The following is a 14,219-nucleotide window of genomic DNA, read 5'->3' on the forward strand; positions in this document are numbered from 1 at the left end:
CAGGTGCTACTCGCGCAGAGTCGCCCCGAAGCGCTCAGCGGCGACCGCGACGCCGGCCAGGCGGGCGGCGCTCGCCTCCGCGGCGGTCAACGTGCGCTCCTCGCCGCGAAAACGCAGCGCGAAGGTGAGTGACTTCTGGCCGGGTTCGACACCGGCACCGCGATAGTCATCGACCAGATCGATGTTCTCGAGCAGGTCGCCCGCGCCCTCGGCGACGGCCGCCAGCAGGGTTGCAGCCGGCACAGCCACGGCCACGACGAGCGAGAGGTCCTGGGTGGCGGCGGGCATCGTGCGAATCGGCGTCACCGTTCGCGTGCCGTCGGCCTGCGCGAAAACCAGCCCGAGGTTGATCTCGGCGACGGCGACAACGGCGGGCAGGTCGTAATCATCGGCGACAGTGGGAAGCAGTTCGCCGGCGAATCCGACCGAAACCGTCGACGCGGCACTGGTCGCGGCCGGAACCGTGACGAACAGCTCGGCGGTGCGGCCCGGGTGCAGCGCCGGGTGCCGGCCCTGGCGCACCTCGATGCGCACGCCGGTGGCCAGCGCCACCTGCTGCACGGCAGCCAGCGCCGACTGCCAGCCGGCGGCGACTGCGGGCAGGCCGGGTTGGTGCCGCACGTCGTTGCCGACGAGAACGACACCCACCAGGAGCGGCTGGGGAACGATTCCGGCGATCAATGCCGCCTCGGCCTCGGCGCTCGGGCGCGCTCCTCCGGCGGGCAGCACGGCTGTACCGTAGGTCACTCCGGCTTCGGGACGAAAGACCAGTCCCTGCTCGTAGATGGCGAGATCGACCAGTCCACGGGAGCGGTTGCGATGCGCGATCTGCAGCAGACCGGGCAGCATCGAGGTACGCAGGAACGGCGCCTCCCCGTCGAGCGGGTTGGCGACCTTCATCTGCGCAACCAAAACCGGGGCAGCGGATGCCGCGCCAGCGTCGGCCGCGCTCGCGCCGGCATCCGTTTGAGCTGGTGAGACCGGCACACCGAACAGATTGTTCGCCCGCTCGGAGACGAAGGGGTAGGTCAGCACCTCGGTGTGACCGGTGGCGGCGAGGGTCTGCGCAACCGTGCGGCGCAGCGTCTGCGTGCGGGTCAGGCCACGACCGGGCGGTGCGACGGGCAACACCGAAGGGATGCGGTCGTAGCCGACGATGCGGGCGACTTCCTCGGCCAGGGTCCACTTGTCGGTGAGGTCAGGGCGCCAGGTGGGCGGCGTGACGTGCAGCACACCACCGACATCATGCAGGGATGCACCGACCTCCATGAGAGCGTCGCGCACCTCATCGCCGGTGTAGTTCAGGCCGATGAGACCCGACACGAATCCGGTCGGCAACACAATCGGCAGGGGCGCGGTCGTTGTGTCGTACACCGAGCCGAGGTCGTCGGCGACTCCCCCGGCGAGGTCCACGAGCAGCTGCACGACACGGGCGGCAGCCACAGCGGCAACGCGCGGGTCGACGCCGCGTTCAAACCGCTTGCTGGCCTCGCTCGGCAGCTTGTGGCGGCGAGCAGAACGGGCAATAGATACCGGGTCGAAGTTGGCGGCCTCGACGAGTACGTTGACCGTCTTCGAGTTGATCTCGGTGCTCGCGCCGCCCATCACGCCGGCCAGTCCGATCGGTCCGGATTCGTCGGTGATCAGCAGATCTTCGACACTGAGCGTGCGGGTGACCGCGTCGAGCGTCGTGAATTTCTCGCCCTCGACGGCACGCCGCACGATGATGCCGCCGGTGAGTTTATCGAGGTCGTAGCCGTGCAACGGCTGGCCAAGCTCGAACATGACGTAGTTCGTGATGTCGACCACGAGGGAGATGGACCGCACGCCGACCAGCCCGAGGCGCGCGATCATCCAGGCCGGGGTCGGCCGCGTCGGGTCGACGCCGCGCACGACCCGGGTCACGAACACGCTCGACCCGGAGCGATCCCGAATCGGAGCCTGGTCGTCAATTGTGACCGGGAACCGGGTGACCGGGGCCACCACGGTGAGCGCGAGCGCGGGGTCGCGGAACGGCACACCGGTCGCGTGCGAGTATTCGCGGGCGACGCCGCGAATGGAGAAAGCGTAGCCGCGGTCGGGGGTGACGTTGATCTCAACGGCGCTGTCGTCCAGGCCGAGCAGGGCGATCGCATCCGTTCCGACCGGGGCGTCGATTCCAAGGTTTTTCAGCAGCAGAATGCCGTCGTGCTCGTCGCCGAGACCGAGCTCACGGGCCGAGGCGATCATGCCGTCGGAGACATGGCCATAGGTCTTGCGGGCCGCGATCGGAAACGGACCGGGCAGCGAAGCGCCGGGCAGGGTCACGACGACCTTGTCTCCGACGGCAAAGTTGTGCGCGCCGCAGATGATGCCGTGTACGGCCGGGCCGCCGTCAGCGGCGAGTTCATCGCCCGGCGCAACCCGCACCTGGCACCAGTTGATGGTCTTGCCGTTGGTCTGCTCTTCGCCGACGAATTCGAGCACCTCGCCGACCACGATCGGGCCGGACACCTCGAACCGGTGGATGTCTTCTTCTTCGAGGCCGACGCTCACGAGCGCGGCGTGCACGTCTTCCGGCGTGGTGCCGGGCGCGAGGTCGACGTATTCGCCGAGCCAGCTCAGTGGAACCCGCATCAGACCGTCATCCCATACTGCTGGCTGAACCGAATATCGCCCTCGACCATGTCGTGCATGTCCTTTACGTCATTTCTAAACATCACTGCTCGTTCCACACCCACTCCGAACGCAAACCCGGAGTACACGTCGGGGTCGATTCCGGCCGACCGCAGCACATTGGCATGCACCATGCCGCAGCCGCCCCACTCGATCCAGCGGGCGCCGTCCTTGAAGGTCGGGTGCCACACATCGAGCTCGGCGCTGGGCTCGGTGAACGGAAAGTAGTTGGGGCGCAGGCGCACCTTGGCCTCGGGGCCGAACAGTGCTTGCACGAAATGGTCGAGCGTGCCGCGCAGGTTCGCCATGGTGAGGCCTTTGTCGATGGCGATGCCCTCGATCTGGTGGAACACCGGGGTGTGGGTGGCGTCGAGTTCGTCGGTGCGAAAGACCCGCCCCGGCGCGACGACGTAGACCGGCAGCTCGCGGCTGAGCAACGCGCGCAGCTGCACGGGCGACGTCTGCGTGCGCAAAACGAGGTGGGCATCCGTCGGTTCGACGAAGAAGGTGTCCTGCATGGCGCGGGCCGGGTGGTCTTCGTCGAAGTTGAGGCCGTCGAAGTTGAACCATTCGCTCTCGAGTTCAGGTCCTTCGGCAACTTCCCAGCCCATCGCGACGAACACGTCGGCGGCTCGTTCGCTGAGCAGCGAGATCGGATGCCGCGCCCCGGCCTTCCAAGCGGATGCTGCGGCGGTCACGTCCACCGTCTCGGCGAGCAGACGGGCTGCCGCTTCAGCGGTGCCGATCTCGTCTTCGCGGGCGGTCAGCGCTTTGGTGACGGTGCCGCGGGCCTGGCCCACGAGCTTGCCGGCGGCAGCCTTCTCTTTGCCGGGAACGCTGCGCATGAGCGCGTTGAGCTTGGACAGCGGCGACGACTCCCCCGCATGCTCGCTGCGCACGAGTTTGAGCGCTACGGTCGTGCCGGCGGCGGCGATAGCGGCCAGCGCGGCGTCAACCGCGGCGGTGACGGCGGCTTCCGAGATCAACGGCTCTGCAGCGGATGCCCCGGCAGCAACCGGATCGGATGGTGTGGTGGGCTCTGGGGGAAGGCTGGGAACAGACACAAGGCCCAAGTTTAGTGCGCTTAGTACTGGCCTTTACTCTGAGCCCCCAGGGCGTTGGAGTAGACGAGATTCGGGTCGACAGGATTAGCAGGCCCCTTGGTGGCATCCGTTGGAGTGACCCCACCGCTCTGTGAGCCGGTGCGACGGGCAATGATGCGGGCAAGCCACGACAGGGACAGGTTCATGGCGAGATAGATAACCAGCACGACGAAGAAGAACGAGAACTGGTACCGGTTGCCGAAGAACTGGGAGAGGTTGTAGTTGCCGCTGCGCAGCAACTCGTTGTACCCGACCACGAAGGCCAGCGAGGTGTCCTTGAGCAGTACAACCAGTTGGGCGATGATGATCGGAAGCATCTGGCGGAAAGCCTGCGGAAATTCGATCCGAAAGCGAGTGGCGACCGGGGTGAGGCCGATGGCCAGGCCAGCTTCGCGTTGCCCGCTCGGGAGTGCTTTGATTCCGGCCCGGAGCGCTTCACCGATGATCGCACCGTTGTAGACCGCGAGGGCGCTGACACCGGCCCAAAACGATCCGGTAGAGAACACCAGCAGAATGAACAGCATCATGAGCAGCACGGGCATGCCACGGAAGAATTCGAGCACGACCGTCGTCGGGATGCGTACCCAGGCGCTGTCGGCGGCTCGGCCAAACGAAAAAAGAACTCCGACGATAAGGGCCAACACGGCGGCGACGGCTGCCATCCGCAGGGTGTTCAAGGCACCGATACCGAGAGTGCGCCAGACCTGGACATCGTTGAAGACGTCCCACCGGGAGGCGTCCCACAGGCCAGGCTGCACGGCACCGTTGGCGCTCGCCTTGGGTAGGCCGAGCACCACGACCAGGGCAACAAGACCGCCGACGATGAGCACGATCCCCAAAACGGAGATGACTCGTGATCGTGCGCGGGCCTTGGGCCCGGGAACGTCGTAGAGTACGGAAGTCATCGGAGTACCGCCACCTTCTTTTCGATCCGGCCGGCGACCAGGCCGAGCGGAATGGTGATGATGAGGTAGAACACGGCGACGGCGAGCAAAATGGCGATGACAGCGTCACCGCGATCATTGGTGATCTGGCGGGCTGCGCCGAAGAGTTCGAACACGAAAAATGCTCCGGCGACCGAAGTGTTCTTGGCGAGGGCGATGAACACGTTGATCAGCGGGGGAATAACCATGCGCACTGCCTGCGGCATCACGATGAAGGACAGGGTCTGCCCGAAGGTCAGGCCGATGCTGCGGGCGGCTTCAGCCTGACCGACATGCACCCCGTTGACACCGGAGCGCAGCGCCTCGGCGACGAATGGCGAGGTGTAGACCGTCAGCCCGATAGCGGCCAGCTGAAAGTAGCCAGGAGAGAACTGCAGGTACGGCAGCAGATAGGCGCAGAAGAACAGCACGAGGGTGAGCGGTGTGTTCCGCACGATTTCGGTGTAAACGGTCGCGAAGGCACGGAACGATCCCACGGGTGAGATCCGCATCGCGGCGACGACGATGCCGAGAATGAAAGCGCCGATGCCGGCGAGGGCGAGGAGGCCCAGGGTGTTCCGGAAGCCTTCCAGGAACGTTGGCAGGTTGTCGATGACTGCGTCCACAACTCACCTCCTCTTCTGATGTCCGTGGTGGAGCGTTGGGTTTGGCGGGAAGACTCACGGATGGCCCGTCCGACTACGAACGGGCCATCCGTGCTGACTACGGGTAGTGCAGGGGTGCTGTTGGCCTAGTAGCGGTCAACGGCCGGCGGCTCTGGGGTGTCAAGAACCTTTCCGGCGGTGGACTCCCAGGCGTCAACCCAGGTGCCGTCGTCATATGCTTCTTCGAGCACATCGTTGATGAAGTTACGGAACTCGGTGTCGTCCAGTGCCAGGCCGATGCCGTAGGGCTCTTCCGTGAACGGGTTGTTGACAACCTCGAACTCGCCCTCGTTCTGATCGGCGATGCCGGCGAGAATCACGTTGTCCGTGGTGACGGCGACAACTTCACCGCTACGCAGCGGGCCGAGGCAGTTGGAGTACGTGTCCGTGGCGATGATGTTCGTGGTGAATTCCGCGATGTTCTTCTCCGACGTGGAGCCGCTCACCGTGCAGACGGGCTGGTCGGTGAGGTCTTCGGGGCCGGCGATGTCGGTGTTACCAGCAAGAACGAGCAGGTCCTGACCAGCGGAGTAGTAAGGCCCGGCGAAGGACACGACCTCTTTGCGGGTGTCGTTGATCGTGTAGGTGGCGACGACCAGATCAACCTGGCCATTCTGGATGAAGGGTTCGCGGTTGGCCGAGACGGTCTCTGTCCACTTGATTTTGTCCGGGGCGATGCCGAGCTTGGCTGCGATCAGCTTGCCGATCTCGACGTCGAAGCCAACCGGGTCACCATCCGCGCCACGAAGGCCGAAGAGCGGCTGGTCGAACTTCGTGCCGATCGTGATCTCTCCGGCTTCGGCGAGGGCCGCCATGGTGGTGCCTGCTTCGAATTCAGGGGCTTCTTCGACGGGCACGGCGTCATTGGATGCACCAGAATCGGTGCAGCCACTAAGCACGAGGGCTCCTGCGAGGGCGAGGGCCGAAATGGCTAGGCCTTTTTTGAGTCTCATTTGTCTACTCCTGGGTGCTGTGTGGTGGTAGGGACGGTTTAGTGGTCGAGGATTTTGGAGAGGAAGTCCTGCGCACGGGTGCTCTGCGGGTTGGTGAAGAATTCCTCCGGGGAGGTTTCCTCCACGATCTCGCCCTCAGCCATGAAGATGACGCGGTCCGCAGCTTTGCGGGCAAAGCCCATCTCGTGGGTGACGACGATCATGGTCATGCCTTCGTTGGCGAGGTCAACCATGACCTCAAGAACCTCGTTGATCATTTCAGGGTCGAGCGCGCTGGTCGGCTCGTCAAGCAGAATGAGCTTGGGCTCCATGGCCAGGGCACGAGCGATAGCGACCCGCTGTTGCTGACCGCCGGAGAGCTGCGCCGGCATCTTCTTTGCCTGGTTGGCCACACCAACTCGCTCAAGCAAGGCCATGGCCTTTTTCTCAGCTTCGGCCTTGGAGAGCCCTCGCACCTTCATCGGGCCGAGAGTCACGTTTTCTAAGACGGTCTTGTGCGCAAAGAGGTTGAACGCCTGAAAAACCATGCCGACATCTGCGCGCAGGTGCGCCAGCGCCTTTCCCTCAGCCGGCAGCTTCACACCGTCAATGGTGATCACACCGTCGTCGATGGTCTCAAGGCGGTTGATCGCCCGACAGAGAGTAGATTTTCCCGACCCACTCGGTCCGATGACTACGACCACCTCGCCGCGGTTGACCACGGCATTGATGTTCTTGAGAACGTGCAGTTCCCCGTAGTGCTTGTTGATGTCCTTGACGACGACTAGCGGTTCCCCCCGACGAACGGTGATGTTCGACGTAGCCGGGGACGAATCTGTTGGCTCCATATCCCCCAACTTAGGACAGAACTGAGGTCTGGGCATGCCAAATGCCCGGACAGTAACGCATTTGTAACAGTCCGGGCATCGAGTGTTTGTGCTATGAGGCGGGTCAGGCGCGCTGGGCAAACGCACTCTCATACAAGCAAACGGACGCCGCGGTAGCCAGGTTCATCGACTCGGCCTCGCCGTAGATCGGAACGCTGACGCTGCGGTCCACCCGGGCGAGGTCTTCGTCGGTGAGGCCACGAGCTTCGTTCCCGAACAGCCACACGGTCGGAGCGGCAAGCAGCCCCTCGTTGCGGGCGGTCAGCAGGTCGGAACCCTTGATGTCGGCCGCGAACAGCTGCAGGCCGGCAGAGCGGGCACGGTCGAGTACGTCGGACAGGTCAGCCGCGATCGCGACGGGCAGGTGAAAGATGGAACCGGTCGAGGAGCGGATGACCTTGGGGTTGTACAGATCGACGCTGCGACCGGTGAGGATGACGGCGTCGGCGCCGGCGGCATCCGCTGCCCGGATAATGGTGCCGGCGTTCCCCGGGTCACGCACCTCTTCGAGGATGGCGACGAGCTTGGGCTCGGCGTTGAAGATCTTCTTCACCGAGGTGGGGAACTGGTGGCAGACAGCCACGAAGCCCTGCGGGGTGACCGTGTCGGCCATGGCCTCGAGCACCTCTTCGGAAACGAATTCCACCTCAACCTGGGCGTCGACGGCTTTCTGGGCCAGATCGGCGTAGCGGTCGAGCGCTGTGGGCGTGGCAAAGAGTTCCACGACAAGCTCAGGGCGAAAGGTGAGGGCTTCGGAAACGGCCTGCGGGCCTTCGAGCAGAAAGAGACCGGACTCGAGGCGCGCGTCGCGCTTGGCAAGTTTTGCGACGGCACGGACGCGCGGTGAACGTGGATTATCAAGCATGACGTTAATTCTAGGTGCGCAGAGTTTAGCTCCACGACGCATGGGTACAGAAAAGGAGCGGGCGACCAGGTCGCCCGCTCCTCATTTGTGAACTTTGATCCGCTTACCACATTCACGCCCAGGAGGCAGCCGGTGGTGAACCGATCGGTGAACCCTTACGCCGTGACGGCGACCTTCGGTGCCGAGGTGTCGGAGGGAAGGGCTGCCTTGGCGCTCTCGACGAGGGCGGCGAACGTCGCTGCCTCGTTGACGGCGAGGTCGGCGAGGATACGACGGTCAACCTCGATGCCGGCCAGGCCGAGGCCCTGGATCAGACGGTTGTAGGTGAGACCGTTCGCGCGCGACGCAGCGTTAATCCGCTGGATCCACAGGCGACGGAAGTCACCCTTGCGTGCACGACGGTCACGGTAGCTGTAGGTGAAGGAGTGAGTGAGCTGCTCCTTGGCCTTGGTGACCAGGCGTGAACGCTGACCGCGGTAGCCCTTGGCGCGTTCGAGAATAACGCGGCGACTCTTGTGGGCGTTTACGGCCCTCTTTACTCTTGCCATTTTTTACAAATCCTTATTCGTTGACGAGGCCTGGTTTATGGGCCAAAAAATTACAGACCGAGAAGCTTCTTGATGGTCTTCTGATCCGACTTGGCCAGCACCTGGTCCTGGTTCAAACGGGACTTGCGCTGCGTGCTCTTGACTTCGAGGTTGTGTCGAAGTCCGGCCTGCTGCTTCATGATCTTTCCGCTGCCGGTGACCTTGAAACGCTTCTTGGTTCCGGAGTGGGTCTTCATCTTAGGCATTCGGTTCCTCCTGTTTCGCTGCCTTGTCGGCAACCTTGTCTGCCTTATCGGCTACCTTGTCTGCCTTCTCGGCAGCCTTGTGGGCGTTGATCTCAGCCTTGGCTTCTGACTTGTTCTTCAACGGGCCAATCACCATGACCATGTTTCGACCGTCGATCATCGGAGTAGATTCCACGGAACCGTACTCGGCGACATCCTCGGCAAATTTTTGGAGCAGACGTACGCCCTGGTCGGGTCGGGACTGTTCGCGGCCACGAAAAAGAATCATGGCCTTGACCTTGTCACCGCTCTTCAGGAAGCCTTCGGCGCGTTTGCGCTTGGTCTCGTAGTCGTGCGTGTCAATCTTGAGACGAAAACGAACCTCCTTGAGGATCGTGTTCGCCTGGTTGCGCCGGGCCTCCTTGGCCTTTTGCGCAGCCTCGTACTTGAACTTGCCGTAGTCCATGATCTTGGCCACGGGCGGCTTGGCTTCGGGTGCAACTTCGACGAGGTCGAGGTCGGCATCCTGTGCCAGGCGCAGGGCAACATCAATCGCCACGACCCCGACCTGCTCGCCGTTGGGACCAACGAGACGAACTTCGGGGACGCGTATACGGTCATTTGTACGGGGATCGCTGATGCGTCTCTCCTCTTGGTTAACTTCGTGGTCACAACCAGCCAGCGGATGCCGACGGGGGACGAAGAGAGGAAAATCACGCGTTTTCCAGACCGATTCTGTCATCGGACTGCATCACACGACACCCTGTCTACCCTCGCCCTGTCACCGTCCCGAAGGAGGTGATAACGCGACGGCGGAGTGCAATCTACCCGGTAACCTTGATGAAGCGGTATGCGCGGGTGGGAGATTCTCCACTTTCGTACCGAGACTATTGTCCCGGAACCAAAGACGATCCTAGCAGAGGAATGCAGTGAGCAATACTTTTGAGCAAGATGAGAGTTTCGAGCAGGATGCGGCACAGGCAACGCGCGACATCGCCGATGTGGCCGCTGTGGAGATCATCACCACGGCCGCGGTGCACCTGATGAGTGCCGCCGCCGTGAAGTGTGGACTCGCCGAAGATCCTGACGCCCAGATTGACCTCGACGAAGCGCGCAAGCTCATCACCGCCCTCGCCGGCCTGGTGACAGCCGCCGCTCCCGACATTGCCGACATGCACGCGCGCAGCTTGCGTGACGGCCTGCGTTCCCTGCAGCTCGCGTTCCGCGAGGCATCTTTCGTGCAGGACCCGATCGGCGAGGGCCCCGGCGAGAAGTACACCGGCCCGGTCAACTAACTCCCGGCGTCGGCTGGGCCGCATCAGTGTGCGTCGGAGGTTCATCAGTGTCGTGCGGCACGAAGCCCAGGCTCGGATCGACAACATTGCGGAGCGGCTTCCGGTGACGGTAGCGGTCTAGGTTGTCGAGGAACACGTTCAACAGCTCGTCCTCCCAGCCAAAAAAGTCACCAGCCATATGGGGCGAAACGATGACGTTGGCGTCGGTCCACAAAGCGCTGGCCGCCTCTAATGGTTCATTCTCGAAGACGTCCAGGCCGGCGCCTCTGATCGCTCTGCTCTGCACGGCACTCGACAAGGCCGCTTCATCCACAATCGGTCCGCGCCCGACATTAATGAGGCAGGCCGCGGGCGACATCGCTGCGATGACCTCGGCGCTGATCATCCCCCGGGTGGCTTCCGTCAGCGGCGCAGCGACGACCACAAAATCATAGTCGCCGACCACCTGCGGGAGCGCTGCCGGTGCAAAGACGCGACCGAAGACATCATCACCGGCACGGTCGGTTCTCCCCACCGCGTCTACCGCGATGCTCAGTCGCCCGAGGAGCGCACCAATTGCACGGCCGATTGCGCCGGGACCGATCACCAGCGCTCGCGTGCCCCGAAGGCGTTGGGTGGGCCGGTGCTGCCAGGTGTGGGCTTGCTGCAAGGTGAGGGTCTTCGGCAGGTCCTTGGCGAAGGCGAGAATGAGGGCAAGCACGTACTCGGCTATCGACTCATTCAACACGCCGCGAGCATTCGTGACCACAACCTTGCTGTCGACGATTTGCGGGGTGATGATTCGGTCCACACCGGCACTGTTGATGTGAATCCACCGCAGATTGCCGGCGCGGGGCCAGGCAGCATCCAATCCGGTTCCGTTGAAGTTCCAGACGAGCAGGGCATCGGCGCCGTCAAGCGCCTCGGCCGTCTGGTCTGGCTCAGCGAACCGTAGCTCGACACCGTCAAGTGGGGGTATTTCCGGGCGGCTGCCGGCAGTCATGATGGCGAGTACAACCGGTTCTGGCGCGACCTCGCTCACAGTTCGCCTCGATGGCGGAGAAATTCGATGTCGAGTGCGGTCGTGCCGTCCAGCGCGAGTTGCGCACCGATTTCGCCGACGGCCGGTGCCATCTTGAAGCCGTGACCGGAGAAGCCGGACATCACAATGATGTTGTGCAGGTCGGGGTGTTCAGAGATGAATTCATGGCGATCCGGGGTGTAGGACTCGATATACGTTTCGGTCCGCATCGGATCAGAATCCAGACCCGGCATGTATCGCTCGATGATGCGCCGAAAGGGCTCGATTTCGTCGGGGTGAACCCTGCGCTCGACCGAATCCGCATGATCGACCACCAGGTGATTTGCGAAACCCAGGCCGATCTTCATCGCGCTGCGGTCAGCGACCGGAAGACCGTAGCAGTACCCCGGCTCGGTGCGAATGAAGGGCAGCACCCGGTCCAGGTATTGTGCCTCCCGGCCGAAAAACCAGGCGGAGATGAGCCGACGTACCTGGAACATGGGCTCCATTCGTGGCAACAGGTGGCTCGTCCACCCGCCGGCTGTGACGACGACTCGGTCGAATCGTTCCCGGCCGGAGGCGGTGGTGATCCAGACATCGGAACCGTCCTCCGCCACATCAAGGACGGGGGTGTTCCGATGGATGATCGCGCCGTTGGCCACGGCGACTCGCGCTGCGGTGGCGACAGTGAGCTCGGGCCGAATGATTCCCCCGGTATGGTCAACGATGCCAATGTCGCCGGGGTCAACGGCGAACGCGGGATACCTGCGGTTCAGCTCGGTTTCGTCGAGTATTTCGTAAGGATGTTCCGTGTGCTCCACGGCACGCAGTGCGTTTTGCATCTGCTCGTGCGCTGGTGATCCCATCACGATCGCTCCCTCGAGGAGCCGGAGGACCCGTCCTGATTCGGATTCGAGGTCTCGCCAGAGCTCATCGGCACGAGCGACGATCGGCGAGTAGCGCAGGTCCTCGAGCTCGATATTGCGAAAGAGCCGACTTTCCCCGCCCGCTGCGCCTCGAGGGTGTCCCGGAGCATAGGGCTCAAAACCCACCGCATCGACGCCGCGCTTGCTCAGTTGCCACAGCACCTGGGCCCCCATCGTTCCGACTCCGATAACTCCCACTTTGAGGCGAGACATGACTGGTCCTTTCTAAGACGCGAATTGCACTATCAAACAGCAAACCACGTCAGCCGGGCTGTGACCAACAACGGTTCAAATACTTAACACACTGTCAATATCACAGTGAATTATATTAAATGTTTGTTTCAGTGCTGGTGTTCTCATCCAATTCGCACCTAGGGTGAATTCACTAACAAGACTATTCACGCCGAAGAAGTCGCTATCGAAGGCGCTAAGAGGGAGGGAGAACGATGACCCAGGCTACGACCCCGTTGGCGGAGATCAACGTGCGGGTGCGACAATTTCGCCGAGACCGTGGCATGACTCAACTGGAACTGGCCGAGGCCTCGGGTCTGAGTCCGTCTTTCATCAGCCAGTTTGAACGAGGCCATTCGGATGCCAGTTTGGCTTCGCTCGTTCGAATCTGCACCGCCCTGTCAATCAAGATCGGCGATATTTTCGGGCCCCAGAGCTCGCAGGGACGTACTCTGCGTCGGCGCGACCGCAAAGTCATCGACCTGGACGGCGTCGGGTCAAAGTTTGTGATCTCCCGACCGGAGATGGCCGGCGTCGACGTCTGCTGCGTGGAACTGGCCATCAACGGTTCTACCGGCAGCGCGCTGACTCATGCCGGGCGAATCGAACTGATCGCCTGCACGAAGGGAACCATCGGTGTCGAGCTCGGTGGACTGCTTGAAGTTTTGGCACCCGGCGACTCCATCGATTTCCCCTCCTCAGTTTCTCATCGAATTTCCAACGAAGGCTTAGTCCCAGCCGAGTTCTACTGGGTGATCCACAGCACCAAGCCACTGAACAAGAATGGAACTATCCAATGAAGAGCCGACTATTCAGCACGATCGCGATTTCGACAACCGCGCTGTTCCTTCTCACGTCCTGCGCCCAGGGCGGAAGTCAAACCGAGTCTGTACTCCCTGCCGATGTCGCCGGAACGCCGGTCGGCACAGTGACAGACGGACTCTTGAGCGATACCACCATGACCTTCGTATCGTGGGGCGGCGACTTTCAATCCGGCCAGGAAGCTTCGTTCAGTGAACCCTTCGCGGCCGCGAGCGGGGCAACAGTGATGTCCGATGGTCCAACCGATGCCGCCAAGATTCGCGCTCAGGTCGAGTCGGGCAACGTGTCCTGGGATGTGGTGAACGCCAGCCCGACCATGAACGCTGCCAATTGCGGGGTGCTCTTTGAGCCCCTGAACCTTGATCTCATTGATACGTCAGCGATGCCCGAGAACGCGCCGGCGGGCGAGTGCTTTCTGTCGTCACTGAGCTACGGATATGGGATCTTCTATGATGTCGACAAATACGGCGACAATCCCCCGTCCAGCTGGGCAGACTTCTTCGACACCGATGGTTTTCCCGGCACTCGTGCCGTCGACGGACGAGCGGTACCGACGGCAGGAACCTTCGAGGCCGCCCTTCTGGCCGATGGCGTCGCTCAGGAAGACCTCTACCCGCTGGACACGGATCGATCGCTGGACAAATGGTCTGACATTGAAGACTCGCTTAATTATTGGTCGACCGGCGCAGAGCAAACCCAGATGGCTCAATCGGGCGAAGCTGACATGATCTTCGGGTGGAGCGGGCGAATCTTCGAAGCGAACCAGAGTGGTGCGAACTTCGCCCCGGTCTGGGACGGGGCGTTCCTCGCCTCCGACAGCTTTTCCATCGTCAAGGGCGGCAACAACATTGTTGCCGCGCACGCCTACATTAATTACGCGCTCGGGGCTGAGCAGCAGACCCAGATGGCGGAACTCACCAGCTATTCGCCCGTCAACGTCAACGCCACGCCCAAGCTCAGCGCCGAGGCCCTCATATTCGATGTATCGCAGCCGGAAGTGGCGGCGGTGACGATTCCGCAGAACGCCGAATACTGGGGTCAGAACCTGGATGAGCTCGGCAGCGCATGGTCCGGCTGGCTCAACTGACGCCCGCAGCGAAAGTCCCGGTCGCTCACGTTCCGAGCCGAAAACAGCGCAAGTTC

Annotated in this window: 15 protein-coding genes; 3 read left to right on the forward strand and 12 right to left on the reverse strand. The window is 62.7% G+C overall.

What is annotated here, in order from left to right:
* Positions 1-6: 6 nt before the first annotated feature.
* The 10 genes from pheT to infC form a co-directional block, all read right to left on the reverse strand.
* Positions 7-2,616: a phenylalanine--tRNA ligase subunit beta gene (pheT, locus tag E3O25_RS06910; protein WP_134360807.1), complete on the reverse strand. Its 2,610-nt coding sequence runs from the start codon at positions 2,614-2,616 to the stop codon at positions 7-9.
* Positions 2,616-3,641, reverse strand: a complete 1,026-nt coding sequence (gene pheS / locus E3O25_RS06915; RefSeq protein WP_241988530.1) for a phenylalanine--tRNA ligase subunit alpha — start codon at positions 3,639-3,641, stop codon at positions 2,616-2,618. Before pheS ends, pheT begins: the two co-directional genes overlap by 1 nt.
* Positions 3,642-3,739: 98 nt before the next feature.
* Positions 3,740-4,663 carry an amino acid ABC transporter permease gene (locus E3O25_RS06920; protein ID WP_092111698.1) on the reverse strand — a complete coding sequence of 308 codons (924 nt, stop codon included), beginning with the start codon at positions 4,661-4,663 and terminating at the stop codon, positions 3,740-3,742.
* Positions 4,660-5,307, reverse strand: a complete 648-nt coding sequence (locus E3O25_RS06925) for an amino acid ABC transporter permease (RefSeq protein WP_092111701.1) — start codon at positions 5,305-5,307, stop codon at positions 4,660-4,662. The genes E3O25_RS06920 and E3O25_RS06925 overlap by 4 nt, the downstream gene beginning before the upstream one ends.
* A 125-nt stretch (positions 5,308-5,432) precedes the next feature.
* Positions 5,433-6,299: a glutamate ABC transporter substrate-binding protein gene (locus tag E3O25_RS06930; protein WP_092111703.1), complete on the reverse strand. Its 867-nt coding sequence runs from the start codon at positions 6,297-6,299 to the stop codon at positions 5,433-5,435.
* 38 nt (positions 6,300-6,337) lie between these two features.
* Entirely contained in the window at positions 6,338-7,126 is a 789-nt protein-coding gene (locus E3O25_RS06935; RefSeq protein WP_092111705.1) for an amino acid ABC transporter ATP-binding protein, read from the reverse strand.
* A gap of 103 nt (positions 7,127-7,229) precedes the next feature.
* Positions 7,230-8,030, reverse strand: a complete 801-nt coding sequence (locus tag E3O25_RS06940) for an RNA methyltransferase (protein WP_092111707.1) — start codon at positions 8,028-8,030, stop codon at positions 7,230-7,232.
* A 155-nt stretch (positions 8,031-8,185) separates the two neighbouring features.
* Positions 8,186-8,578: a 50S ribosomal protein L20 gene (gene rplT, locus E3O25_RS06945; RefSeq protein WP_092111708.1), complete on the reverse strand. Its 393-nt coding sequence runs from the start codon at positions 8,576-8,578 to the stop codon at positions 8,186-8,188.
* 50 nt (positions 8,579-8,628) lie between these two features.
* The gene (gene rpmI, locus E3O25_RS06950) at positions 8,629-8,823 is read right to left on the reverse strand and encodes a 50S ribosomal protein L35 (RefSeq protein WP_092111710.1); all 195 of its coding nucleotides are present in this window, start codon (positions 8,821-8,823) and stop codon (positions 8,629-8,631) included.
* Complete coding sequence (gene infC, locus E3O25_RS06955; RefSeq protein ID WP_370448734.1) at positions 8,816-9,544, reverse strand: translation initiation factor IF-3; 729 nt, start codon at positions 9,542-9,544, stop codon at positions 8,816-8,818. The genes rpmI and infC overlap by 8 nt, the downstream gene beginning before the upstream one ends.
* 187 nt (positions 9,545-9,731) lie before the next feature.
* On the opposite strand from infC, the gene E3O25_RS06960 reads away from it, so the two are divergent.
* Positions 9,732-10,097, forward strand: a complete 366-nt coding sequence (locus E3O25_RS06960) for a DUF1844 domain-containing protein (protein ID WP_092111713.1) — start codon at positions 9,732-9,734, stop codon at positions 10,095-10,097.
* Here the strand turns inward: E3O25_RS06960 and E3O25_RS06965 are convergent.
* Together E3O25_RS06965 and solA are read right to left on the reverse strand one after the other, a co-directional pair.
* Positions 10,090-11,118 carry a D-2-hydroxyacid dehydrogenase gene (locus E3O25_RS06965; RefSeq protein ID WP_198410966.1) on the reverse strand — a complete coding sequence of 343 codons (1,029 nt, stop codon included), beginning with the start codon at positions 11,116-11,118 and terminating at the stop codon, positions 10,090-10,092. The genes E3O25_RS06960 and E3O25_RS06965 overlap by 8 nt on opposite strands.
* Complete coding sequence (gene solA, locus E3O25_RS06970) at positions 11,115-12,236, reverse strand: N-methyl-L-tryptophan oxidase (protein WP_134360809.1); 1,122 nt, start codon at positions 12,234-12,236, stop codon at positions 11,115-11,117. Before solA ends, E3O25_RS06965 begins: the two co-directional genes overlap by 4 nt.
* Positions 12,237-12,469: 233 nt before the next feature.
* Between solA and E3O25_RS06975 the strand changes: the two genes are divergently transcribed.
* Positions 12,470-13,054, forward strand: a complete 585-nt coding sequence (locus tag E3O25_RS06975; protein ID WP_134360810.1) for a helix-turn-helix domain-containing protein — start codon at positions 12,470-12,472, stop codon at positions 13,052-13,054.
* On the forward strand, positions 13,051-14,163 hold the full coding sequence (locus tag E3O25_RS06980) for an ABC transporter substrate-binding protein (RefSeq protein ID WP_134360811.1): 1,113 nt from the start codon (positions 13,051-13,053) through the stop codon (positions 14,161-14,163). Before E3O25_RS06975 ends, E3O25_RS06980 begins: the two co-directional genes overlap by 4 nt.
* The last annotated feature ends 56 nt before the right edge of the window (positions 14,164-14,219 follow it).

Origin of the sequence: Cryobacterium sp. TMT1-3 (assembly GCF_004402315.1) — a bacterium.
Taxonomy (GTDB): Bacteria; Actinomycetota; Actinomycetes; order Actinomycetales; family Microbacteriaceae; genus Cryobacterium; species Cryobacterium luteum.